The organism is Galbibacter pacificus (genome assembly GCF_029603165.1).
GTDB classification, from domain to species: Bacteria; Bacteroidota; Bacteroidia; order Flavobacteriales; family Flavobacteriaceae; genus Galbibacter; species Galbibacter pacificus.
Genome location: NZ_JAQSVC010000007.1, coordinates 142427 through 168067, shown reverse-complemented (window position 1 = coordinate 168067; position 25641 = coordinate 142427). Strand labels below are relative to the sequence as shown.

The following is a 25641-nucleotide window of genomic DNA, read 5'->3' as shown; positions in this document are numbered from 1 at the left end:
TTTAATTAATTTAATGTATCCCGTGCATCCATTTTCTAAGCAACGGAATTAACAGAAACAATATTAATGCGGCCCCGGCAACTACACTAACGCCCCATATTAAGTACGTATTGGCATAAATACCTAAAGTTTCCATTGGATGCGCACCTTCGTCTATACTTTCTGAAGCAGTCAAAGTGCCAATCCATCCGGCCATTTTATTCCCGATGGACATGGACAAAAACCAAGCCCCCATTACAAAACCAACCACTTTTCCGGGCGACAGTTTAGTAACCATAGAGAGGCCAACGGGCGATAAAGAAAGCTCTCCCATGGTATGGAACAAATACATAAATGCTATAAATGCCACCGAAACCAAGCCTTCGCTATTTGCAAAGTACTTCGCGCCAATTACAATTATTGCAAAACCCAAAGCCAATTGTGCCAGCCCCAATACAAATTTCATGGGCGTGCTAGGTTCTTTTCCTGCCTTGTTTAAACGCAACCACATGTAAGAAAATAAAGGCGCTAAAAGTATAATGAACAATGGGTTGAAACTTTGAAATATGGAAGCGGGCAATTCTGTACCCATTATAAACCTGTCTACATTTTTTTCCGTGAACAAGGTTATGGAACCCCCGGCCTGTTCGAACAATGCCCAAAATACCGCATGGAAAAAGAACAGGACAATAACCACCAATAACCTTTGCCCGGTAGCCTTGTCTTTTGCCGTTAAGGCATGATAAAGTAAATATCCAACTATTAACAATGAAATAACCAGTAATATGGTCGACATTACTTCATTTAGGTTAAGCATCAATGCACATATTGGAATTGCCGCAAGGGATAAAACTATTACCGGAAGGTCCGGTTTTATACCAAACAACTTTACTTTGCCTTCCTGTACCTCTTTTGGTTGCAATCCCTTTTCGCCAAAACCCCTGGAGAATATCCAAAAAACCGTTAGGCCAATCAACATACCAATTCCAGCCAAACCAAATCCATAATGCCAGTTTATATTTTGACCGACATAACCACAAGTTAGCATTGATAAAAAAGACCCAATATTCACGCCCATATAAAAAATGGAGAAGGCACCGTCTTTACGGGGGTCGTCCGTTTCGTAGAATTTTCCAAGGAACGAACTCACATTTGGTTTAAAAAACCCATTTCCAACTATAATTAAGGCCAAAGCGCCAAAAAACAATGGCATGTTACCTTCTAAATCACCGATACCCTGAATTCCAAGCGTAAAATGACCCAAAACCATTAAAAACCCGCCCCAAATAATCGTTCTCCTAAAGCCTAAATATTTATCGGCTACCAAGCCGCCCAATACCGGAAGAAGGTATACCATGGCCGTATAAGACCCATATATGGCATACGATTTAATTTCAGCAGCACTTTGTGCCAAGTCAACAAATAAAACCTTGGTCATGTACAATACCAAAAGGGCACGCATACCATAATAGGAAAAACGTTCCCACATTTCAGCAAAAAAAAGTACAAATAATGCCTTTGGATGCGTTTTTCTATTTGTATAAATAATAAAAGGAACCCATAGTAATACAAATATCCAACCTACCGTTAAAATCCACAATGTTAAATTCATGCTTTTAATTATTAATTACTAAATCTATTTTTTTAATATGAATGGTTTATAAGTAATTAAAAGGTTGGTTATGTAATTGTCTATGATGTTGAAGTTTCCAATTCGTTTGCTATTTCGTCTTGTATTTTACCTTCATTATCTTCTGCACCATGAGTAAGGCGCTTTAGGGGTTTCATTAAAAGTATAACAACGAGACCGATTAAAGACCAGATAACTGTAATTCCGGTAAAGATCTCAAATTCACCTAAATGCTGGGCACTTTGGCCAATATATCCTGCCAATTTATTACCTAAACCTGTAGCTGCCCAATAAAGGCCCATAATAATTGAAGCATATTTTAGAGGTGCCAATTTGGTAATAAAAGATAAAGATACCGGTGAAGCACACAATTCCCCAATAGAATGAAAAAGATATGCCAAGATTAACCAATACATTGCCGATGAACCTGTTGCTTCAGTTTCTACGGCAGCGGCGCTCATAAAACCAAAGCCCAAAGCCATTATTATTATCCCAATGGCTATTTTAAACAAAGATGAAGCTTCATGGCCTTTTTTACGCCATTTTAACCAAAATGCTCCTACAGCCGTAGCCAAGGTAATGATAAAAAAGGAGTTAACAGATTGAAAGACAGATGCCGGAACAGTAAAAAGTCCGAAAAAATTCCTGTCTGTATTTTGCTTTGCATAGAGGTTCATTAACCCGCCTGCTTGCTCAAATGCCGCCCAGAACAAAATAATTAATAAAAACGAAAGCAACAATACCACTACTCTATCCTTTTCTATTTTAGTAAGTGGTTTGTTTAAAATTTCCCGATCGGCTTCATTTTTATCAGAAATAAGGTTTCCTACATTTTTAAGGTATTTTTGCCCCCATATATATACTATCTGCCCTATCAACATACCAATTGCCGCCAACCCGAAGCCATAATGCCAATTTATTTTTTCGCCTATATATCCACAGATAATCGGGGCAATAAAACCGCCAATATTAATTCCCATATAAAAAATATAGAACCCCAGGTCTCTTCTTTCATCTTTCGGTTTGTACAGTCCACCAACCATTGAAGAAATATTGGGCTTAAGGCCTCCTACGCCTAAAATAATAAAAAGGCAACCCACATAAAACGAAGCCTCGGAGTTTAAGGCCAAAACGGCATGCCCAATACAGAGCAACAGCCCGCCGAGCATTACTGTTTTCTTTTGCCCCAGAAATCTGTCGGCAATCCAGCCTCCCGGAATGGACGACATATATACAAGCATGGTATACCACCCATAAAGAGCCAATGCTTCATTATTTGTCCAGCCAAATCCTGGATTATTTGACGTGGTCTCGGCTACTAAAAATAAGGTAAAAAGGGCGCGCATGCCATAATATGAAAAGCGCTCCCATAATTCTGTAAAAAAGAGGATATACAGCCCTTTAGGGTGCCCAAATAATTCACTTTTGCTAGGGTCTTGAGTTACTGTTGGCATTAGTTAAGGTTTTTTAAAGATTAAAAATTATTTTTTGATCTTTTCAGATCCCTGAACATCTCCAGCTTTATCTCCCAAGTGTTCGTCTATAAAGTTAGTCATTTTGGTATACAACTGTAGTCTGGTATTTCCACCATATATTCCATGATTATTGTCTGGATAAATAGCCCAGTCGAATTGCTTATTGGCCTGTATCAATGCTTCGGCCATTCTCATGGTATTTTGCACATGTACGTTATCATCGCCAGAGCCATGAATTAATAAATAATCGCCTTTTAACAGTTCGGGGTAACTTAGCGGAGAATTCTCATCGTAACCGCTTGCATTTTCCTGTGGTGTTTGCATGTACCTTTCCGTATAAACCGTATCGTAAAATCTCCAGCTGGTAACAGGAGCTACGGCTATTGCCATACTAAACACATCGTTTCCTTTTAAAATTGAGTTTGTGCTCATAAAGCCACCATAACTCCATCCCCAAATACCAATTCTATTTGCATCGATATAAGGCAATTCTCCCAATTTCTTTGCGGCGGCTATTTGGTCTTCAACTTCGTATTTTCCAAGTTCTTTATAGGTTACTTTCTTAAAATCGGCTCCTTTAAACCCTGTTCCCCTACCATCTACACAGGCAATTACGTAACCTTTTTCTGCTAGCATTTGGTACCAATAATCATTAGCGCCCATCCAACGGTTTGACACTTGTTGGGAACCCGGCCCCGAATATTGATACATGAACAATGGATACTCTTTGTTTGGGTCGAAATCCTTGGGTTTTATCATCCACATATTCAATTCGTTCCCATTAATATTAATGGTCGTAAACTCTTTGGGCGATATTTCATAGCTAGAGACTTTCTTTAACAATGCATCATTATTAACAATCTCCTTTATTTCCTTTCCGTTTTTGCTGTCGTTCAACGTATACCGGTTTGGCATGGACGCACTAGAAAACGAATTTATGTAGTAACTAAAATCTGCACTAAAAGTAGCGTTATTGGTTCCTTCTTCGCTAGACAACCTTTCTTTATCTTTTCCGTTAAGCTTGACAGCATATACGTCCCTGTTAATAGAGCCGTTTTCTACAGACTGATAAAATACGCGGTTGGTTTTCTCATCGTACCCGTAATAATTGGTTACTTCCCAAGGCCCTTTGGTTACTTGGTTGAGAAGTTTTCCTTCTTTGCTGTAATGATAAATATGATTAAACCCATCTTTCTCGCTTGTCCATATAAAGCTATTGTCGTTTAAAAAAGTTAGGTTATCGGTAATATCTATATAAGCTTTATCGGTTTCGTGCAACACTACATTTGTCCCTTTTTTAAGATTGTGGAAATACAGTTTTATATCGTTTTGATGACGGTTCATTACCTGTACGCTCAATACGTCTTCGTTATTGGTCCACTGAATTCTAGGAATGTAATAAGCCTCTCCAAGATCGACTTTTTGGGTCTTTTTCGAACCCAGCTCGTAGGTAAACAAGCTAACTTCCGAATTATCCTCGCCAGCTTTTGGGTACTTAAAAACTTGCTCTGTAGGATATAAGGTCTCGCCATATATATCCATGGAAAATTCCGGCACCTTACTTTCGTCAAAGCGGATAAATGTCAAATGCGTTCCGGTTTTATTCCAATCGAAAGCCCTTACCAGGGAAAATTCTTCCTCATAAACCCAATCGGTTACGCCATTTATGATTTTATTTTTTTCGCCATCGGTGGTTACCTGTACTGTTGTATTGTTTTTTAGGTCTTTTATGTAGATATTGTTTTTAAAAACATAAGCCACTTTAGAAGCATCGGGAGAAAAAGTAGGTTCCTGGATTTTATCTTCAGAAATAAGTTTTAATTCTTTCGATGCAATATCATATACATAATATTTCCCTAGCCTCGATCTCCTAAAGATAGGTTCAACATTGGTAGCGAGGATTAATTTGGACTCGTCCTTACTAAATGTATAGGATGAAAAATTGTCGATTCCATCCAAGTTTGAAGAAGAAACAATTGTCTCTACCTTTTCCAACGTTTGGTAATTATATTTATCTATGGAAGAACTTTTGGCGGTTCGATCGAAGTTTAAAACCGTGTACTGCTTCCCGTTTTTCATGGAATGCAGCACGTCCATGCCTTCAGTACGAAATGCACCTCCCCATATTTCTTCTAATGTAATTTTCTGATTTTGAGCGGTTGTGAGGGATATCAAACCAACAAAAAGTAGGATAAACGTATAATGTCTCTTCATTAACTGTTATGTATTGATTAAAAAACCGTCAAGTTTACTAAAAATTTCACAAATTCCGCAACTTTTAGCGTTAAACATTGCCCTGTGGCTTAAATTGAAAACTTTTAAAGATAAAAGCACTTCGTTTCCTCATCAATTCCCCATTCTTTATTGTGGACGGTAAAACAAGCCTTTGTTCTTAATCCTTATATTTGCGGTAAATTAGCAAACAACAAAATGACATTACCCGTAAACGGATTTTCTAAACTTTCTAAAGAAGAAAAGATTACCTGGTTAGCCGACCAACACTTTTTAAACAAAGAAGAAGGCATAAAAACCATTAAACAATATTGGAACACCAACGAGCAATTACAGGTGCTTCACGATGAGTTTATAGAAAATACCATTACTAATTTTTACCTTCCGTTGGGCATTGCCCCCAACTTTTTAATTAATGGCCAATACCATACCATTCCCATGGCAATTGAAGAAAGTTCGGTAGTAGCGGCGGCAGGAAAAGCAGCTAAATATTGGCAAAAAAGAGGCGGTTTTAAAGCCAATGTTTTGGGCACCGAAAAAATTGGACAAGTACATTTTATGTATTCCGGGGCTTTTGCCAAACTGAATGATTTCTTCAACAGCATACAGCCCAAGCTTTTTAAAGCCACCAATAGCATTACGGAGAACATGCAAAAACGCGGTGGCGGGATAACCTCTATAGAACTTCGGGACAAAACCAACAAGCTCGATAATTATTACCAGTTGCATTGCTCTTTTGAAACGCTTGACGCTATGGGGGCTAATTTTATCAACTCCTGTCTGGAAACAATTGCCAAAACTTTTAAAAAAGAAGCTCAAAATTTTGACGGTTTTACTTCGGAAGAAAAAGACATCCAGATAGTAATGAGCATCTTGTCTAATTACGTACCAAATTGCACGGTACGGGCAGAAGTAAGCTGTAAAATTGAAGATCTAAATGAAGACAAGGACATGCCACCTAAACAATTTGCCGAAAAATTTGTCCGTGCCTTTGCTATTGCCAATGCAGACCCGCATCGGGCAGTTACGCACAATAAAGGCATCATGAACGGCATTGATGCCGTTGTTTTGGCAACCGGAAACGATTTTAGGGCGGTTGAGGCAGGCGTGCATGCCTATGCAAGTAAAAATGGCTCCTACCAAAGTTTGACCAATGCCCGTGTTGACGGGGACACTTTTTATTTTTGGATTGAAATACCCTTGGCGTTGGGCACCGTTGGCGGGCTCACAAATTTACATCCACTCGTAAAGCTATCCCTGGAAATACTGGAAAACCCTTCTGCCAAGGAATTAATGAAAATCGTGGCCGTTGCTGGACTCGCACAAAACTTTGCCGCAGTTCGTTCTCTCATTACCGAAGGCATACAAAAAGGACACATGAAAATGCATCTTTTGAACATTCTTAATCAATTAGGCGCTTCAGAAGAAGAAAAAAAATATTTCATTAAATTTTATAAAGACAAAACCATTACTCACAGCAATGTGATTAATGAATTTAATTCTTTAAGAAGCAAGAATGACTCATCAATACCGAAGTAACGGGAAATTATTAATAACAGGCGAATATGTGGTACTGGATGGGGCATTAAGCTTGGCTTTACCGTGCAGGTCCGGGCAAACATTAACCGTCGTGGAAACCAACCACGACCTACTGTCCTGGAAAGCCCTTGACCATAAAGACAATGTTTGGTTTTCGGCTAAAATAGATTTTTTTAAGTTGAAGGGATTCTCTGTAAACTGCATTGTTGAAACCAGCGACCCCCAAAAAGCAAAAACCCTGATTGCCATCCTTACCGAAGCCATAAAGCTCAACCCCGGCTTTTTAAAAAATGCCGAAGGGATCGAAGCCGTTACAAAACTTGAATTTCCACAAAATTGGGGTTTGGGATCATCTTCTACATTGATCAACAATATTGCATCTTGGGCACAAGTTGATGCCTTTGCATTGTTGTGGAACAGTTTTTCGGGCAGTGGTTACGATATAGCATGCGCACAAAACAATACTGCCATTAATTACAAAGTTGCCAACAAACACCCCCAAATAATCCCGGTTGAATTTAACTCACCTTTTAAGGAGCATCTTTTTTTTGTTCATCTAAACAAAAAGCAAAACAGCCGGGAAGGAATTGAACACTATAAAAAGGTCACTAAAGCCGGCAAAAAAAGTGCTTCGGTAAAAGCTATTTCTGAGCTCACCAAAAAAATACAGCAAGCACAAACGCTTTCCCTTTTTGAAGAATTACTTAAAGAACACGAAAATATAATTGGAGACCTCATTAATTTACCGCCCATAAAACAACGTTTATTTAAAGATTACAAGGGCGCCATAAAAAGTTTAGGCGCTTGGGGCGGGGATTTTATGTTGGTTACCGGCAATAAAGAAAATGTTTGCCCTTACTTTAAGAATAAAGGATATAACACCATATTTACTTATCAGGAAATAATATTGAGTTAACATGCGTTTCGATATAGTAATGCATGTTAAGCTAAATTCGCAACTAAACTCACAGCTTTTTTGCAACAAAAAAAGCTCCCCGGTAAGGGAGCCCTCTCTACTTAATTTATTTGAGTTAGCTTAAGTATGTTCTATTAACCTAAGTTCGATTATTAATAAATATCGGCTCTTTCGTCTTCAATATCTGCGGCATCTTTTAAAGCATTGTACGCTGCAAAATTTGCCCTGTTTCTATTTAATGTTTTCTGGGAATTGGCATACGTTGCATAGTTATCCAAAGAAGGTGCAATTTCTTTTTTGGTAACCGACACCATAAACACGCCGTTTTCTCCCTCGATAAGCGATGAGTTTTCGCCTTCAGACAATCCCATGGCTACCCCAACAACCTTTGGCTCCCTTCCGGCTCCAGAAATGGTTGGCGTTTTCATGGTAAGCCCCGTGGCTCCAGAAACATTAACATTATTGCTTTTGGCAAGTTCGTCTATGGATTTACCTGCATTTTGTTCCATTATCATGGCCGCCTTCTTTTGCTTTCTTAATATTGGCAATACCCTTGCCGAAGCATCTTTTGCTGTGGCCAGGCCTTCTTTTCTTTTTCCGGTAAGTTGTATTACAGCGTACCCGTTTGGTGTGTTAAATCGCTTAACATCGCCTACTTCGGTATCGGCATTGAAAGCCCATTGCACAATGCCTCGTTGGTTACCAATTCCAGGAATGTTCTCGTCGAGCGCCTTTACTTGGTTTACCGGACGAACCGTATAATTTGAAGATTTTGCCTCTTCTTGAAAATCTCCGGAAACAGCCGCCATTTGAAACTTGGTGGTTGCGGTAAACAAATCGTTTATTGTATTCTCTGAAGGTTCAATTTCTCTAGCTATGGTAGCTATTTGAACCACATCGTATTTGTCGTCTATTTTAATAACGTGGTATCCAAATTGGGTTTCAACTACACCAATAGAGCCTATAGGATTATCAAAAATATAATCGTTGAAAGCCGGAACCATTTGCCCTTCTGGAATATTATCGTATGTTCCACCTTTGGAAGCAGAACCGGGGTCTTCAGAATTATCCCTGGCCAGTGCGGCAAAATCATCTGGGTTGGCCTTTACTTTAGCCAAAATCTCATCGGCTTTTGCTTTTGCCTCTTCTTTTGTTCTAGATTCTTTTGGCTGGGCACCTGCCCCATCGTATGAAATTAAAATATGACTGGCTTTTACAGATCCACCTTCTTTTTTATGGACCATTCTGCTAAGTTTATAGAAATTGCCGTCTTTATACGGGCCAAAAACCCCACCCACCGGAAGGTTATAAAGGGTATCTGCAAATGCTGCCGGAAGCTGTGCTTTGGTAACATATGTAGTGTCGAACTTAATGTCGGAATTTCTATTTACAAAATCCCTTAAATCTGTTGTTGTTTTAAACCCGGCTACTGTATCGTCAGCCTTTGTTGCTTCGTTATAAACAATAGAATTCTTTAAAAGCTTGGAAAGGTCGTTTTCTATTTCCTTAACGTCATCATCAGATGCTTTTTCTTCAAAATACACATAACGAACGTCTCTTGAAGATTCCTGCTTGAACTCATTTTCATGTTTTTTGACATACGATTCTATTTCACTATCGGAAACATTTACGGTACTGTCAGGAATGGATGTGTAAGGTATTTTTACATATTTTACATCTACCTTATCGGTTTCCAAGTGATAGGCAAGTTCTCCTTCTTTTAAAGTAGAACCTACTCCCGCTTTGATAAGGTTAAAGTAAGATTGTTCTTTTGATGCATTGATAAGGGCATCTTCCTGCATTTTCCATTGCTGATACCCTGCTGGATTGTTTGCCTTTAGGTTGGCTATAAATTCTATGAATTTACCTTCGTCGAAAACCCCGGCTTCGTTTTGAAACGTTGGGTCTGAAGCAAAAGCTGGATTTGCTTTTACTACTTCCAATATTTGGTCTTTTTCAATATTTATCCCAAGATCTTCGTATTGTTGACCAAGCACAATTCCTCTCACTTCCTGGTTCCAAACCTGATTTACCACTTGAACCGTAGTAGCATTTGCGCCATATCTTCTCGACATGTTCTCCACCTTGTACGCAAAATCCTGACGTAAAATAGGTTCTCCATTTACCTCTCCAACAGTTGATTTTCCGGTACCGGAATTTTTACTAAAAATACCGGAAATAACAAATGCAAATAAAGCCAATCCAATTACAAGGATAAGAAATAAAGACCGACTTCTAATTTTTTCTAGAATTGCCATTTATCAATACTATTTTATAAAATTAATGTGGGCGAAAATACCACTTTTTTGGAATAATAAAAACCTGAAGGTGCAATTATTGCGCTTTTTGTTTGATATATCGGAAAATTATGTTTCATCAATAATCCAAAATGCCTTGACTGGCTTTTCCCATTTTAATTCAACCTGATGATTTTTATTCTTCTTCCAACACTTTGAGGTGCAACAAATCTATTTTGGTGCTACCAACTTCCAGTACGGTAAATTGGTAATTATCAATCGTTACCACTTCTCCTTTTGCCGGGATTTCCCCGATCCTGTTAACGATAAGTCCTCCCAGCGTTTCGTAATTTTCTTCTTCGGGAAGGTCAAGTTTGTATTCTTCGTTTAAATAATCTACTTCCAGCCTTGCCGAAAACTTAAATTCGGTTTCGCTTATTTGTTCTTCCTGCAAGACAATGCTATCGTGTTCGTCTTCAATTTCCCCAAAAAGCTCTTCCACAATATCCTCGACGGTCATAATCCCGGATGTCCCGCCATATTCATCTAAAACTACCGCTATGCTTTTTCGTTTTTTTGTTAGCACTTCGAGCACATCACTTATCAGCATTGTTTCGGGCACATATTCAACGGGCATCATTACATTTTTGATCCCCTGTGGTTTTTTAAACAAATCGAAGGAATGCACATACCCTATAATATCGTCTACGGTATCTTTATACACCAGTATTTTTGAATAGCCGGTTTCGGTAAAAAGTTTGCCAAGCCCTTTGGGCGATTCGTGCAGTTCTACTGCTGTTATTTCTGTTCGGGGCACCATTACTTCCCTTGCTTTTACTTCTGAAAACTCCAGGGCGTTTTGAAAAAGCTGAATTTCGGAATCTACATCGTCTTCTTCGTCTACGGATTCCATTTGTTCTGAAATATAATCGCCTAATTCTACTTTGCTAAAAGCCAGTTGCACATCGTCCCCTTTCGATTTAAAAAATACTTTAAGGACAATGTCTGAAATCCAGATAACAAACGATGATATAAATGAGAAAATTATGTAAAAAAAGTATGCCGGCACCGCAAAGAATTTAAGCAGGCTGTTTGCATAAATCTGAAAAAAAACTTTTGGCAAAAACTCGGCGGTAATTAATATAATGAGTGTTGAAATAACCGTTTGGACCAATATTACATCGAAGGGGAGGCTTTCTGCGCCAACATACGACGGGTAAATATAATCAATCAGCAGGTCCCCCATGTAGATACCGTAAACCACTAAAGCGATATTATTGCCCACCAACATGGTCGCAATAAATTTTGAAGGCTTTTTAGTAAGTTTTGCAAGGACTTTTGCCAAGAGGCCATCTTGCTTTTTCTCTATTTCTATATGAATTTTATTGGATGAAACATAGGCTATTTCCATCCCCGAAAAGAAAGCAGAGAGTAAGAGCGAGACGATTATGATTAAAATGGCCATTTCCATTTATTCTTTATTTTGCCTATCGCTGAATTTTTTGCGGTAATACCTTCTAAAGAAAAACATCCCCAGGGAAACTATTGCAAAAAACAGAAAAAGGTATGCCCTGTTTCGGTTTGTTCCCCAAACCTGAACAACTTCAACAATAGAAATAACGGCAACGATAAGATAAGCAATCTCAAAAATCTTAAAATACTTGGTATTCATAACTGTAAATAATAGAAAATAGAATTTCTTTGTTCAAAAATAAAGAAAAGTTGGATATATGTGTGTTTTGCCCCTTAAGTAATTAAAGAAACTATTCGGTTTTTGGGGCTTCTTCGGTTTTGGTTTCTTCTTTAACAACTGCCGTTCCCGAGTTTCCATGAGAATTTACCACCGTGAACTCTTTGTTGAAATCTATGCCTATGCCCGTCATGTTCAAGTCGGGGCTATTAAATGTATAAGGGCCTTCGGTAAAAATCCATTGGTTTTTTTGGTCCCAGAACAACTGGTCGGCCAATAATTGTTTCCCGTCATAGGTTTTTAGCACCACATCTCCTTTCATGTCTACAAGATCGGACTTGGAATAAAAAATTGCATATTTGGCCGTTATGGTGCTTTTTTGGTTGGAATCGTCGTAAAAAACCACATGGACCCCTTTGGGAAATTCCTGAAACGGAAAGGTTTGATTGGTATAATCTTCATATAAAGGTCCGCTTACCACTGCTTTTAATTTAGTGGAATCGGTATATTTTAGCACAAAATCTTCAGCAACGCCAACAGGCATCTTATTCTGTGCGGTCATTTTTTGCACTTCTTTTAAATTACCTTCACATGAAAAAAACATTGTCACAGCAATAACTGTGACAATGTTCAATAATCTATATTTTAACTTTTGTTGCATCTTATAAGCTAGGAACTTTTACACTTCCACCAACCCAACAGCTAAACTGGATTGTTTTTCCGGCCATACCAGAGCTAAAGATATCTTGCTTGCTTGGTGCCCTACCTTCGTAACTTGCGGCAGTTTGAGCGGCTTTGCTACTTAACGATGGGTCTACCTGGCCTGCTTTTCTGGCAACTTGCGCTGCTTTCCAGTAAATGGCCCTCTTCTCAAAAGAAGTACTACCACAATCGTTGGCGCTGTTTGCATATAGCCCGGCCAAGATTAAGTAAGGCGTACCATTTGCAGGGTTTAACTGCAACGCCTCGTTACAATATTGTCTAGCAGTAGACTTTTGTCCTTTTTTGGCTGCTTTATTAGCAATGTTCGTGAGTTTTTTTGATTTCTTGATAGGGTCTGTTTCCAAATCTACAGACTGCTTGTAAAACTCCAATGCCTTTGAACTATTTCCTTGTTCTTCATACAAAGAACCCAAATAGTATTTTGAACTTGCCGATGGCTCTATTTTGTCAAGCGCTTCTACTAGTTTTACGAAAAGTGGATCGCCTGTACAGTCTTTCGAATCCATTCTTCCTGCGGCGCTCTTTAACCAATTGGCATCGGTTTTGTGGGCTTCGAAATTCTTTTGGTACAGAGGGATTAAGTTATCGCAATCTGCCAATTTACCTAGCTTGGCATCGATACTACCACTTATTTTTTCGTAGTTTTCACCATTTTTCCTTGCGGCATCAAGCACTTTTTTCTCCTTACTTGTCAAGGTACCCGCGTCTTCTTTTTCTACGTATTTTACAATAGTTTCTCCAAGCTCTTGGTTTTCCTCTGCAATTTTACCTGTTACGGCGTCGTAGGTATCAAATACTTCCTGAAGGTCTTTTTTCCCGGCGGCATTCATGTCTACCAATGTAGAGAAGTACAGGTATAATGCCTTAGGGTTTTTAAATTCTTCTGGATTGTTTTTAAATGCTTTATCCAAAAGGTCGTATATCTCTTGATCTGTACCTATTTTGTTATCATATTTTAACAAGGCAAGATCTATCAAGCTACCTGTTTCGGTATATCTTTTAGGAAAGTTTTTATATGATGTTGCATACAGATCTTCCAACATGGCGATGTATGTATCTTTGTTTGCCGGATCTTTTTCCAGCTTATCTTTCAAGATTCGCTCTCCGTACAAATATGTTGCATAGTGCAGTGTTGGACAATTTTCGTATACCATTTTCCATGGTTCGTAAGCGGCATCGTAATTCTTTACTTTCGCGTGTTCTGCAAAAATCGATAGGTTTTGTGGACATTCCGGGTTTTGAGCCTGCCCGAAAGTAGCAAAAGCAACCCCTAGAACACCAACCAGTATTGAAATCTTCTTTCTCATTTATTTAATTTTATAGGTTAACGTATTATTTTTTTTATTTTTTATCTTATGTAATTTGGTCTAAACCATCTGTCGTTTAACGACAAACTTATAAAAACATTAAAATAGTTTTCTTCCACGCGACCTAAATAAGTGCTTCCTTTTTTCCCAAACTCAACACCTACATTGGCATTGGAGAAACCATTCATTGGCAAACCTAATCCAAAAGACATGCCAAAGTCGTGCACGGGGACATTATTTACCAATAAGCCGGTTTTTTCATTTCTAACACCAATCCTATAAGTTATTCTTTTCCAGTAACTTGTAAAAGAATCGTAATCGGGCGTCCAAAATGCTCCGGCGGAGAATCTTTCTCCATCTTCATAGGCACCGTTAACAGGGTTTACAAAATCGTTTTTAAACTCGCTACTGTTTATATATTCAAATTCACCACCTATAAACCAAGTGTATTTTTTACCCACTCCTAAACCAACGGTATACGACTCGGGTAAATGCAAATACGTGGAATTAAGCCCATACTTTGCTAAATCGACTTCATAAAACCCATTTACACTAGCAGGAACAGTGGTTACTATTCTTGAATTACTTGAAGTAATTTTTGTGGCTGGGGTATAACCTATTAAAGACTTTAAGCTTAAAGCATCTGTTAATTCTGCGCCGTAATTTAAGGAAAAATTAAAATCAAATCCACTATATTCCGATTCATTTCTAATTCTGCTTCCATATTGTATGCCTTCATATTGATAAACGGCTGTATTTGTAACCTTTCCAAAGTTAAAATTTGCCTTGGCCCCGATACTGAAATTTTTCAAAAAGTTATATCCAAAAGCCAAATGTGCCTTGTTAAGGCCTCCTTCTCCATCGTAGAGGCTAGATTTGGCAGGCGATGCCGTTTCGTCTATAGATTGCACTTTATAACCTACGGAAGTATATGGTATTAGCCCAAAGCTCATCCCCATATTGTTCCCCAGCGGAATACCCAGCACCAAATAATCAAAAGTTACATCGGATGCACTTTCACTGGCATCTACAGTTTTTAGGCTCGACGAGTTGTAACTTCCGGCAACCGAGAAAGTGGTTAAGCGCAATTTTCCCAAAGATGCGGGGTTCATTACGTTTAAATGGATACTATCAGTATAAACACTAATCCCTCCCATTGACCGGTTTTCTGCCGTCCCTTTAAAACGTTGATCGCCGGTTCCGTAAAAAGAATAAGGGGACACACTTCCTTCCTGTGCAAAACTGTAACTACAAATAAACAATACAGCTACAATAAAAATCTGTTTAATCATTAGTGTTTGTTGAGTTCTAAAATATAATTAATTCCCTCTAAGAGGAAATTCGGATGGGCAAATATGCTACTTTTTAATCTTTTAGACAAAAAATGACTATCTCCACCTGTTAAAATAACTGTTAAATCTTTAAATCTTTCTTGATATTGTAGGATTGTAGCTTCAATTTCGTTAACAGAACCATTCACTGCGCCAGAAATCATACAGCCTTTAGTGGAGTCTCCTATAAAGTCGGTAAATTCTAATGAATCTATAAGTGGTAAATTGGCCGTAAAAGTATGCATTGCCTTTAATCTCATATGCAACCCGGGGGCAATGGCACCGCCATGGTACACTCCTTTTTTATCAATAAAATCGTAGGTAATACAGCTTCCGGCATCTATAACAAGGCAGTTTTCGCCTTTGTATTTGTAGTAAGCGGCCGCTATGAGCGCTACCCTGTCCATTCCTAAGGTATTGGGCGTGGCATATGCATTTTTAAACGGTACTTTGGTGTTGGTACCTAGCACCGATACCGGGGCAAATACCGACAATGCCTTTGTTTGCAAATGCGACAGTTTCCCTACGGAAGAAACCATGATTTGCTTTACGGAAGGGTAACTTTGGAACAGTTTTGAAATTTTATTTATAAAAGTTCCTTCTGATGATTTTTCCACCACCAGCAACCTATCTTCTTTGAAAACAGCTATTTTGACAAACGAGTTCCCTACATCGATTATTAAATTCATTGTTAAATTTTAAAGTTGTAAATTTACGAAACCGATTTTTTTAAAAATTGTTTTGCAAATATTAAATTTGCATCTATATTTGCACCCGCAATCAAGCAACTGGCATTTCTGCCCATCCCGACAGCTATTGGAAGGTAAAGCAAAGAAACAAAAGTTTTAGGTTGCGATTTGATATTAACTGGTGCCTTAGCTCAGTTGGTAGAGCAAAGGACTGAAAATCCTTGTGTCCCTGGTTCGATTCCTGGAGGCACCACCACTAAAAACCCGAACAAATTTGTTCGGGTTTTTTGGTTTGTATGGTTTATTAAAATAATAAAAATAGGAGGCTAAGAATATCTTTTTAGCCTCCTATTACTTTATGTAAGTTGGTTAGCAATTTTATTGCCCCATCATTATTCTCTTAGCTTCAGCTTCAAGATTCACATAAGGTGTTCCTTCTACCGTAACTCCCACGCCTTGAATGGTGCCTCCTTCAAATTCGCCTGGCGATTCGTATAGGTTACTTACATTATCTCCACTATCGTAACCAACGCACAACCCGTCTCCCGATAAGGTAAATTTAGCCGGCTGGGTCCGCATAGCCCCTTCTGCTACCACATCTTCGTTTATATAGAGCTTTGTATTTCCTAGCGATTCTCCGTTCTCTCCTGCTTTTTCATGAGTGAACTCCATCCCTAATGTATATTTGCCCGGCTTCAGTGTCGTGCTAGAGGTAAATACTTGTTCGGGTTTTATACCTAAGAAATTATATACGTAGTACAGCTTTTTGTCTTTTATAAAGAGGGAATGCCCACCAAAACGAGAACCATGGGCAAACAACACCCCTTCTACATTGGGATCGGTTATTTCTACATTAGCCAATATTTTGTAGCTTCTACCTCTAACATTTACAGCAACGCCTTCGGGTACAGGCGCCGTATTAGGATAATATACATAGCGGTCTTTCTTTTCTTCTTGCGAAGGTCTTTCAATAGTTAATAATTCGGCAGCACTACGATCGTCCAGTGGCAGCACCTTATTAATCTCTGCTTGTTTAAACCATTCGTCGATTAACTCTTGTAATTTTTCAGGGTTTTCTTCTGCCAAATCATTGGTTTCCGATCTATCTTCGGCAACATGATATAATTCCCATTGATCTTTGTCAAAATTTCCTTTACCACTAATAGGTGCATGTACCGCAGCAGCTTTCCAGCCATCTTTCCATATACCGCGAGTACCTAGCATGGCATAATATTGTACTTCTTTATGTGTCGGGTCGTTAGGTGCTGCATCAAAAGTATATGCCATAGATATTCCAGATAATGGAGTTTGTTTTGTACCATTGTATTCTTCTGGAAACTCAATGCCGCATACCTCTAACAAAGTAGGCACAATATCTACCGAGTGATGGTATTGATGACGAAGTTCTCCTTTTGCTTTAATCCCTTTTGGCCAAGAAATCACCAAAGGATCGTTGGTTCCCCCAGCATATTGCGAATAACGTTTAAACATTTTAAAAGGTGCCGAAAAGGCAGCTGCCCACCCTGTTGGGAAATGGTTATATGTATCTGGACTACCCAGAACATCTAAATACTTCATGTTTTCTGATAACTCATCGGGATATCCGTTAAAAAATTTGTTTTCGTTCACCGATCCATTAGGGCTTCCTTCACCCGAAGCACCGTTATCTGCAGCATAAAGCACAATAGTGTTTTCTAACTGCCCGGTTTCTTCCAAATAATCAATAATTCGCCCTATTTGTGCATCGGTATATTCGGAGAACCCGGCATATACTTCGGCCATTTTTGAAAATAGTTTCTTTTCATCTGCATTCAATTCATCCCATGGACGCACATAATCTCCTGGATTTGCTACATCTTCCGGCAGTGGGTTAAAGTCGGCCATGCCTGTATCTTCAGGGATAATTCCTTTTTCTTTCATACGCTTTACCACCCAATGGCGGTAAGCATCATAACCATCGTCAAACTTTCCTTTATATTTAGCAGTATATGCAGCTGGAGAATGGTGCGGTGCATGATTTGCCCCTGGGTTAAACCACATGTAGAACGGTTTTGATGGATTGGTAGCATTTTTGTCACGTAACATTTTAATAGCTTGATCGGCTAAGTCTTTAGACAAGTGATAACCTTCTTCTGGTGAATAAGGTTGATCTATAAAATGATTGTCTTCAACCAAGTCGGGGTACCAGTTGTTGGTTTCACCTCCAAGAAAACCATAAAAACGATCAAAACCGTTTTGTGTAGGCCATTCTGAACGACTTCCTCCCGGAGCTATATCTTGCTCGGGAACATTGTGGTTTTTACCAATCCAAAAAGTACTCCAACCATTGTCTCTTAGTATTTGTGCAAAAGGAGCACAATCATCCGGGACACGCCCATTGGACCCCGGGTAACCATCGGCTGTTTCGGTAATAGATGCCATCCCGTTTAAATGATGATTTCTACCGGTAAGAATAGTAGAGCGTGTAGGCGAACACAAGGCTGTGGTATGCCATTGCGTATAGGTTAATCCATTTGCAGCTAACCTATCCAGTGTTGGCATATTAATACGCCCTCCATATGGCGACCAAGCTCCCAGCCCGGTATCGTCGTACAATACAAATAAAATATTGGGAGCTCCCTTAGGAGCAGATTTAGGTGTGTAAGCAGCCCAATCGGATTTTGAATCCCGAATGTCCAATTCTATTTTACCTTTAAAACCATCGTCTGTTGCAGATGATGATTGTCCTATGTCTTGAGCATCAGGATCAGACTGTTTGCAGCTATATGTACATAAAGCTAAACATAAAAGCACAAGACAGGAAACAAAACCAATTTTTAGTGTTCTTTTCATAATTATATAATTTTATAGTTGGATACATTTTTAAGTTTACAATAAATTTTCACATAGGGATATACCATCTAAAACCGAGTCGCATGCCCCAATTGGTAAGGTTTCTTGCATAATCATCTGATCGGTAAGCCATAATTTCAGGTTCGATATAGGCGTTGTATTTTAATTTTCCAGACCAGATGTACCCGATTCTAAAATTCATAGGAATGGCAACCTTTCCGGTTTGGTAATCTATTTGCCATTCGGGCTCCATCCCTGCATATACCCCATTGGGCCACGTATAGAAAATATTGGGTTGTAAAACTGCAAAGTTGTTAGAACCAAATTCATCGTTTTTACTTATGGAAAAGAAATTTTCCCAAATCCAATACATTTGCCAGTTCCCTAAATCGGTAAAAGTAACAGTAAATGCCGGGCCAATTTGTAATTGAGGAGAGCCTAATTCGGGTGCGGTAGCAGTTGGAACAGTTAAATTCCACCCCGCACCAAATTGCCCCCATTGCTCTTTCATAATAATAAAGAATTGGTTTAAAGTAATATCGCCTAAACCAGTAACTCCATTGGGAGCGGTATTCAAAAAAGCAATAACCCTAATAAGCTGGGGCAGTGGAATAAGAGCTCCTTTTTCTAATGGGATTATTCCCCTTAACCTAAAGTTTTGTGCTATCCCATCGGTATTTTCGGTGTCAAAAATCACAAACTCTTCCAACTGAAGTTGCCATGCCAAAGTGGTCGGGTTAATTACCTGTTGTGATAGTTCTACAGAAGTTTTACCATCTTGATTCCCTGTGACTTCTTGTTCATTATTGTCTTCCTGCGAAAACATGAACGGTGATACCATAATTAGCAAGATGCAAGTAATGTATGTTTTAATAGCTATGTACATTGGCCGAAGATGTTAATATATGGTTTGGGTTATTTAACCTCATAAGGATATATAACTTTCCAGTCGTCTTTCATACTGGCTATGGTCCACCCTTTTTCGTTAGCTTCGTCAAGTGCCTTATCGAATGTTCCAACGGGCGATTTTCTATCGTAAGACCATTCTCTTATGGAATCGGTATGATGCACATATAATTTGAAGCTTTTGTATTCATTAGCATCAGTCCATCTTAACATTTGCAGATCGCCATCGGAGTTTCCACCTGCAAACACTGGTTTACGGCCTATGTATCTGTTTATCCCTACAGGCTTTCCTTCTTTATCGTCTATTAAGTCTATTTTTGCCAATCTTTTTATTATCGGTTTGCCATCATTATAGAAGTATTGGGTCTGGATACTGCTTCCTATAACTTGATTTTTTGGTATCCCATAAACTTCTTCTGCCCATGGGCGCATAAATTCAATTCCGCCGCCAGAAACTATAAAGGTTTTAAAATCGTTCATCCTTAAATAGTTTAAAAGTTCCAGCATTGGTTGGTATACCAGATCGGTATAAGGTTTCTTTTTTTCAGGATGTTGCGCCGTAGCAATCCAGTCTTTCACTATTGCCTCGAACTCATCGGTAGACACCCCTGCATGTGTTGCCATAATTATTTCAAGAAGTCCTTTTTCTCCTTGTTTCATCAATGTTGGCATATCATTTTCTAAAACTGCTTTAAAAGGTTGCTTGTTTTTCCACTCCGGATGGTCGGCTGCCATGGCCTTAACCCTATCGATGGCAAAAAAGAATTGAAAATAAATGGGTTTTTCCGACCATAAAGTGCCATCGTTATCAAAAGTGGCAATTCGGTCTACCTTCGGAATAAAACGTTCGCTATTCTCATTGGTTACTTCTTCTACATAATCCATAATGGCTTTTTTTGTTTTCCCGTTATTCCAGGACGGCAAGGGATCGGCCGCCGCAATAGGTTTAGAAACAGGTATTGTTTCTGTGTCTGTTTTAGTTTCTGTTTTGGTTTGACATGACAATAGAGTGCCAAGCACTACCATAAGCCCCAACAAGTAAACTTTTAGTGGTTTAATTTCAATTTTCATAGCTCTTTTATTTGAAAAATATATTTTACAATCTTTCAATACTTTCATTAAAATTTACATAATGAAGCATTGCTTTTTATTGAAGCTTGAGGGGAATCTCGCAGGAGGGGGAAATTTATCATTTACAAAAAAATAAAAGTTAAAGCATCTATTTGTTTGTAATTTACTTGTTTACACTTATTAAAGATACTATTAAAATTGTAATCCCAACACAAAGTCGTTGAATTTGTAAACATATTTTTTTCGAATCGTTATTTAAATAATATTTTTTTACGAAATTGACAAGCGCTAATGCCAAAACTTAAATTAAAACACCGCCAATGTCACAATATATTTTAGCGTTCGACCAAGGGACCACTAGCTCCCGTGCCATTGTTTTTGATGAAAAAGGAAACTCAAAAGCAACTGCACAAAAAGAATTCACCCAAATCTTCCCAAAACCGGGTTGGGTAGAGCACCATCCGGATGAAATTTGGTCCTCTCAAATTGCTGTTGCCGCCGAAGCTGTGTCTAAAGCTAAAATTACTAGCAATGAAATTGCGGCAATTGGAATTACCAACCAACGTGAAACCACTATTGTCTGGAACAAAAAAACGGGCGAACCTATTTACAATGCCATTGTTTGGCAGGACAGAAGAACTTCCGGTTATTGTGATCAACTTATAGAAGAAGGTTGGGAAGATATCATAAGAAAAAAAACAGGTCTGGTTATAGATGCCTATTTTGTGGCCACGAAGGTAAAATGGATATTAGACCATGTTGAAGGAGCCAGAGCGATGGCAAATAAAAACGACCTTATTTTTGGCACTGTAGACTCTTGGTTGGTTTGGAACCTTACCAATGGCGAAAAACATATTACCGACGTTACCAACGCTTCCAGAACGCTTTTATACAACATCCATACGTTGAATTGGGACGACGAATTATTGGAACTCTTTGATATTCCAAAATCTATGTTGCCCGAAGTATGCGATTCCAGTGGAAACATTACAGAAACATCGGGGGCCTTATTTGCAAAGAAAATCCTCATTAGTGGCATTGCCGGCGACCAACATGCAGCTTTGTTTGGACAAATGTGCACCAAATCCGGTATGGTAAAAAACACCTATGGCACCGGATGTTTTATGCTGATGAACATTGGCGAAAAGCCCATTGTATCCAAAAACAGGCTCGTTACTACCATTGCCTGGAAAATTGAGGGCCAAATTAATTATGCACTTGAAGGAAGTATTTTTATTGCGGGAGCTGTTGTGCAATGGCTCCGTGACGGACTGGGTATTCTTAAATCGGCTTCACAATCAGAAAAAATGGCAACGAGTGTCGATAGCACAGATGGCGTTTATTTTGTTCCTGCATTTACCGGTTTGGGAGCACCTTATTGGAACCAGCATGCAAGGGGAACAATGGTAGGCATTACCCGGGGCACAAATCTAAACCACATCGTGAGGGCTTCTCTGGAAAGTATAGCTTTTCAAACATACGACGTGCTCAAGGCCATGGAAGCCGATGCAGAAATTTCCATTAGAGAACTTCGGGTAGATGGTGGTGCTACGACCAATAATTTTTTAATGCAATTCCAATCGGATATATTAAATACCAAAATAGTAAAACCCGGCACCACCGAAGTAACTGCACTTGGGGCCGCATACTTGGCCGGCCTAGGGGTTGGCTATTGGAAGAACATGGAAGAAATTAAACAAAAGTGGACCGTAGACAAACAATACCTTCCGCAGTTAAATAAAAAAATTGAAGAGCAACTCATAGAATGGCAAAAGGCAATTCGTGCCACGAATGCTTGGTCTAAACAATCTTAATAAATATGTCGGTATTTACAGCAGAAATTATAGGAACTTTTATGCTTATCCTCCTAGGAAATGGAGTGGTAGCCAATGTTATTTTAAACAAAACAAAAGGCCATGGATCCGGATGGATCGTTATTACCACGGGTTGGGCCTTGGCCGTTTTTATAGGCGTTGTCATTGCGTCCCCATACAGCGGCGCACACTTAAACCCAGCCGTAACAATTGGGCTAGCCGTTGCCGGAAAGTTTTCTTGGGCCCTGGTTCCCGTTTATATTACAGCCCAGCTTATTGGCGCCATACTGGGAAGTTTTACCGTATGGCTTATGTATAAAAACCATTATGACGAAACCGAAGACCCGGCAACCAAGCTTGCAACTTTTTGTACTTCCCCGGCCATCCAAAATACATTTTCTAATATGTTAAGTGAAGTTATTGGAACTTTTGTGTTGATTTTTGCTATTTTCTATTTCACCGACCCCACTATGGGGGATCATGCCCAAACTCCAATCGGCATGGGTTCTTTAGGTGCCGTTCCCGTTGCTTTTTTGGTATGGGTTATTGGCTTATCGCTTGGCGGCACAACAGGTTATGCCATAAATCCGGCTCGTGATTTAGGGCCACGAATTGTCCATTTTATTATTCCCGTTGACCGAAAAGGATCAAGCAATTGGCATTATGCATGGATTCCCATTGTGGGCCCAATTACAGGAGCTGTTTTAGCAGCAATTCTTTTTTTACTTCTGAAATAAAATGAAAAAAGCTGCACAAAGTAGCTTTTTCAGTTATATTAATTTCAATTTTAATTCAAACTAAAAACGAGTCCGCCGCCCAAACTAAATTGGTAAATGGTCGAATAGGTAGTCACGCCCGTTTGCGGACCATATGCACTAAAATAAAACCCGCCCCCGGCAGCTTGTACAGCCGATAATAATTGTGCTTGGAGCTTTATCCCCACATAATCGCTCATCCAATAAATACCTCCGAGTTTTGCGCCCCAGCTAAATTTAGTAACATCAGAGTCCCTATCGAGGTCCGGATTATGCAAGTTGGCAAACATAACTCCAGCCATTAACCCTCCAAAACCCTGAAAAGGCGCATTAGGACTGCTAAAATATCTATTCCCGCCCAACATTAAATAATTAATGCCCAAATCGAAGTTAGTTCTTTGCACCCCATTGGAATAAAGCGTTTGGTAGGTGGTAGGCGAATCGGTATCTTGGCGGAAATATGTTAACTCTACCCCCATATAAGGGCTTGGTTTGTATTCACCACCTATCCCCCATTGCAAGCCTCCTTTAATTTTTCCGTTGTAATATGCATTGTAATCGTAATACGAGTCGAAGCTATCATCGAAAACATAACTTCCGTAAACTGTCACATTAAAATCTTGTGCAAAGACGGCTCCTATACCTAACAGAAACATCATAATAAAACATATTTTTTTCATAGCGTCTTGATTTAATATTCATTTTTATCTGTATTTCAATTCTTAATTATTCCCTTAAAGTCCGAATCGGTAATTAGCCGATAGCAAGATTTGGACCCGCCCGCGTCCTATACCGGTTTCCATTCGGTACCACCAACTTTTACCATGATTGTACTGCACCCCCAATTGAAGGGAAACACTTCCCAGTGGTTCTTTGTCAAAACGATAGCCCAATTTGGCATCGCCTGGCGTCCTTCCTGCCAGCCAATTATCTATTTCGGTCACCAATTTATCAACTATAATTTTTTGCGAAGGCCGTAAGTCGTCGTACCAATTATGAGCAGCATCGCCTATTTCGTCTTTGATTTCCTGAAGTTTTGCTTGGTCGAACCTCGAAAAAACATCTTTTAAGGGTAATGAACCCGTTGAATTCCTTGCCAAATATTGATGCTGTAACCCAATGCTTAAATTGATATTGTGATAACGCTTCCTGAAGCCAAAACTGCGCCCAACCCTGAATGAGGTTACAGTACCAAAAACGGGCTCGTTTAACGAACTTATATGCGACCAAGCTGCATTGAAGTTTGCCACAGCAAAATAATTTCCAGATCCGTAGGCCAATACGGTTCCCATTCCATAAGTATCTGCCGTTGGTTCTGTAGGGATTTCAAATTCAAAAGGAGATATCAGTTCAATATTATTACTGCTTTGGGTCCGCGCATAAAGTGCATATACATTCCAAAATGGAAATATCCACGCATCTGCCCTAACGTTTACCACATGCGCCGTGTTTTTTACCGTATCAAACTGAATGAACTCCATGGGAACAAACTCGCTACCGTCAAAGCTAAGTTGCATATTAGTGATGTCCAACCTTGTTTCCTGACCCACATAATTTACCATAATACCAAAAGGCAATGGCAAATCGTGCCCCAATTTTTGAACGCGGTCTCCATAAATAGGCAAAAAATAAGGGTATGGCGTGCTTTTTAAACTGTCTATATGTGCTTGGTCCTTCTTTTTAATGGCTACATCCTGAGCCAAAAGACCGTGTGACAGAAAAAGGCTACATATAATTAGTATGTTGTTTAAAGTTTTTGTTGATTTTGGGACTTTCATTCGGTTTATTTTCAATATATGGTATTTTTTGTATATCGCTAATACTGTTTTAAACTAAGGTTATACTATCTAACTAGGTTTTTTCGATTGTTTTATCAGGCTTTTCCAATAGTTCCCCACCAAAGTTGGCATCTCTACCAAAACTGTTGAGTGCTTTCATGGCTTCCTTCATGGAAATAGGGATATACCTGCAATTTTTAATTAAAAAAAACCTTACTTCCCCGGCATCCAATTTTGGGGCATCGGGAATAAATATGCTGTAATAATTATCTTTGGTTTCTGTAATAAACGCAACGCGGTAATACAATTCTTCTTGTAGCAATATTGCTTTCCAGTTTTCGCTTCTTTTATGCTTTGCCTTTGGCTTATCGCCCAACAAACGGTATTTTAACATTTGCATGCTGGGGAAAAGTAAAAACAGTCTATCTTCCATTTTCTGCCCCCAATCGTTCACCAAGCCTTTTTGTACCAAAAACCCGCTTATGTAGCATATTAACAGCAAAATAAAAACGGTAATTATAGTTACAGTTGCCGCGCCAAACAGCGAATGTATGGAAAGCAGGTCTACCAATTTTCTCCCAATGGGAAATAACAGTTTAAGGGCATGACTAATTAATATTATTAAAATAAGCAATGGCGTTAAAAAAAACACCCCGCCTATAATAACTGCATTTGTAGACCTGTTAAATATTTTCATGAAAAGCTTGTTTAACTTGTAATGTAATCCTTCAAGTCCT

General features: G+C 39.0%; 20 protein-coding genes and 1 tRNA gene. 5 read left to right on the top strand and 16 right to left on the bottom strand.

Features of this window, described 5'->3' with window-relative positions:
• Positions 1-10: 10 nt before the first annotated feature.
• From PSF86_RS16875 to PSF86_RS16865, 3 genes are all read right to left on the bottom strand, one after another.
• A complete protein-coding gene (locus tag PSF86_RS16875; protein WP_277901267.1) occupies positions 11-1591 on the bottom strand; it encodes a peptide MFS transporter in 1581 nt (526 codons plus the stop codon).
• 80 nt (positions 1592-1671) lie between these two features.
• Complete coding sequence (locus PSF86_RS16870) at positions 1672-3063, bottom strand: peptide MFS transporter (protein ID WP_277901266.1); 1392 nt, start codon at positions 3061-3063, stop codon at positions 1672-1674.
• Positions 3064-3090: 27 nt separating this feature from the next.
• Positions 3091-5298 (bottom strand): S9 family peptidase, encoded by a 2208-nt coding sequence (locus PSF86_RS16865; RefSeq protein WP_277901265.1) that lies wholly within the window; start codon positions 5296-5298, stop codon positions 3091-3093.
• A gap of 216 nt (positions 5299-5514) precedes the next feature.
• Between PSF86_RS16865 and PSF86_RS16860 the strand changes: the two genes are divergently transcribed.
• A complete protein-coding gene (locus PSF86_RS16860; RefSeq protein ID WP_277901264.1) occupies positions 5515-6855 on the top strand; it encodes a hydroxymethylglutaryl-CoA reductase, degradative in 1341 nt (446 codons plus the stop codon).
• Entirely contained in the window at positions 6833-7771 is a 939-nt protein-coding gene (locus PSF86_RS16855) for a GYDIA family GHMP kinase (RefSeq protein WP_277901263.1), read from the top strand. Before PSF86_RS16860 ends, PSF86_RS16855 begins: the two co-directional genes overlap by 23 nt.
• Before the next feature lie 152 nt (positions 7772-7923).
• On the opposite strand, the gene PSF86_RS16850 is transcribed toward PSF86_RS16855, so the two are convergent.
• The 7 genes from PSF86_RS16850 to PSF86_RS16820 all read right to left on the bottom strand — a co-directional run bounded on the left by PSF86_RS16850 (position 7924) and on the right by PSF86_RS16820 (position 15748).
• Positions 7924-10029, bottom strand: coding sequence for a peptidylprolyl isomerase (locus tag PSF86_RS16850; protein ID WP_277901262.1), 2106 nt, complete (start codon positions 10027-10029; stop codon positions 7924-7926).
• Between the two features lie 175 nt (positions 10030-10204).
• Positions 10205-11479 (bottom strand): hemolysin family protein, encoded by a 1275-nt coding sequence (locus PSF86_RS16845; RefSeq protein WP_277901261.1) that lies wholly within the window; start codon positions 11477-11479, stop codon positions 10205-10207.
• The gene (locus PSF86_RS16840) at positions 11480-11680 is read right to left on the bottom strand and encodes a hypothetical protein (protein WP_277901260.1); all 201 of its coding nucleotides are present in this window, start codon (positions 11678-11680) and stop codon (positions 11480-11482) included.
• 91 nt (positions 11681-11771) lie between these two features.
• Positions 11772-12359 (bottom strand): LPS export ABC transporter periplasmic protein LptC, encoded by a 588-nt coding sequence (gene lptC / locus PSF86_RS16835; protein WP_277901259.1) that lies wholly within the window; start codon positions 12357-12359, stop codon positions 11772-11774.
• Position 12360: 1 nt separating this feature from the next.
• Positions 12361-13728: a tetratricopeptide repeat protein gene (locus PSF86_RS16830; RefSeq protein WP_277901258.1), complete on the bottom strand. Its 1368-nt coding sequence runs from the start codon at positions 13726-13728 to the stop codon at positions 12361-12363.
• Positions 13729-13769: 41 nt separating this feature from the next.
• Positions 13770-15020, bottom strand: coding sequence for a BamG family beta-barrel-assembly machinery protein (gene bamG / locus PSF86_RS16825; protein WP_277901257.1), 1251 nt, complete (start codon positions 15018-15020; stop codon positions 13770-13772).
• Positions 15020-15748 carry a type III pantothenate kinase gene (locus PSF86_RS16820; RefSeq protein ID WP_277901256.1) on the bottom strand — a complete coding sequence of 243 codons (729 nt, stop codon included), beginning with the start codon at positions 15746-15748 and terminating at the stop codon, positions 15020-15022. The genes bamG and PSF86_RS16820 overlap by 1 nt, the downstream gene beginning before the upstream one ends.
• Positions 15749-15928: 180 nt before the next feature.
• On the opposite strand from PSF86_RS16820, the gene PSF86_RS16815 reads away from it, so the two are divergent.
• Positions 15929-16004 (top strand) — tRNA-Phe (locus PSF86_RS16815).
• A gap of 122 nt (positions 16005-16126) precedes the next feature.
• Here PSF86_RS16815 and PSF86_RS16810 read toward each other — a convergent pair.
• The 3 genes from PSF86_RS16810 to PSF86_RS16800 are packed head-to-tail and all read right to left on the bottom strand — an operon-like array spanning position 16127 to position 20557.
• Positions 16127-18580 carry an arylsulfatase gene (locus tag PSF86_RS16810; RefSeq protein ID WP_277901255.1) on the bottom strand — a complete coding sequence of 818 codons (2454 nt, stop codon included), beginning with the start codon at positions 18578-18580 and terminating at the stop codon, positions 16127-16129.
• Positions 18581-18629: 49 nt separating this feature from the next.
• Positions 18630-19466: a hypothetical protein gene (locus PSF86_RS16805; protein ID WP_277901254.1), complete on the bottom strand. Its 837-nt coding sequence runs from the start codon at positions 19464-19466 to the stop codon at positions 18630-18632.
• A 29-nt stretch (positions 19467-19495) separates the two neighbouring features.
• Positions 19496-20557 (bottom strand): HAD family hydrolase, encoded by a 1062-nt coding sequence (locus tag PSF86_RS16800; RefSeq protein WP_277901253.1) that lies wholly within the window; start codon positions 20555-20557, stop codon positions 19496-19498.
• 320 nt (positions 20558-20877) lie between these two features.
• On the opposite strand from PSF86_RS16800, the gene glpK reads away from it, so the two are divergent.
• A complete protein-coding gene (gene glpK / locus PSF86_RS16795) occupies positions 20878-22371 on the top strand; it encodes a glycerol kinase GlpK (protein ID WP_277901252.1) in 1494 nt (497 codons plus the stop codon).
• A 5-nt stretch (positions 22372-22376) separates the two neighbouring features.
• On the top strand, positions 22377-23108 hold the full coding sequence (locus tag PSF86_RS16790; RefSeq protein ID WP_277901251.1) for an MIP/aquaporin family protein: 732 nt from the start codon (positions 22377-22379) through the stop codon (positions 23106-23108).
• Positions 23109-23158: 50 nt separating this feature from the next.
• Here the strand turns inward: PSF86_RS16790 and PSF86_RS16785 are convergent, their stop codons facing one another.
• From PSF86_RS16785 to PSF86_RS16775, 3 genes are all read right to left on the bottom strand, one after another.
• Positions 23159-23785, bottom strand: a complete 627-nt coding sequence (locus tag PSF86_RS16785; RefSeq protein WP_277901250.1) for a hypothetical protein — start codon at positions 23783-23785, stop codon at positions 23159-23161.
• Between the two features lie 75 nt (positions 23786-23860).
• Positions 23861-24904, bottom strand: coding sequence for a hypothetical protein (locus PSF86_RS16780; protein ID WP_277901249.1), 1044 nt, complete (start codon positions 24902-24904; stop codon positions 23861-23863).
• A gap of 73 nt (positions 24905-24977) precedes the next feature.
• The gene (locus PSF86_RS16775; protein WP_277901248.1) at positions 24978-25601 is read right to left on the bottom strand and encodes a hypothetical protein; all 624 of its coding nucleotides are present in this window, start codon (positions 25599-25601) and stop codon (positions 24978-24980) included.
• Positions 25602-25641: the final 40 nt, after the last annotated feature.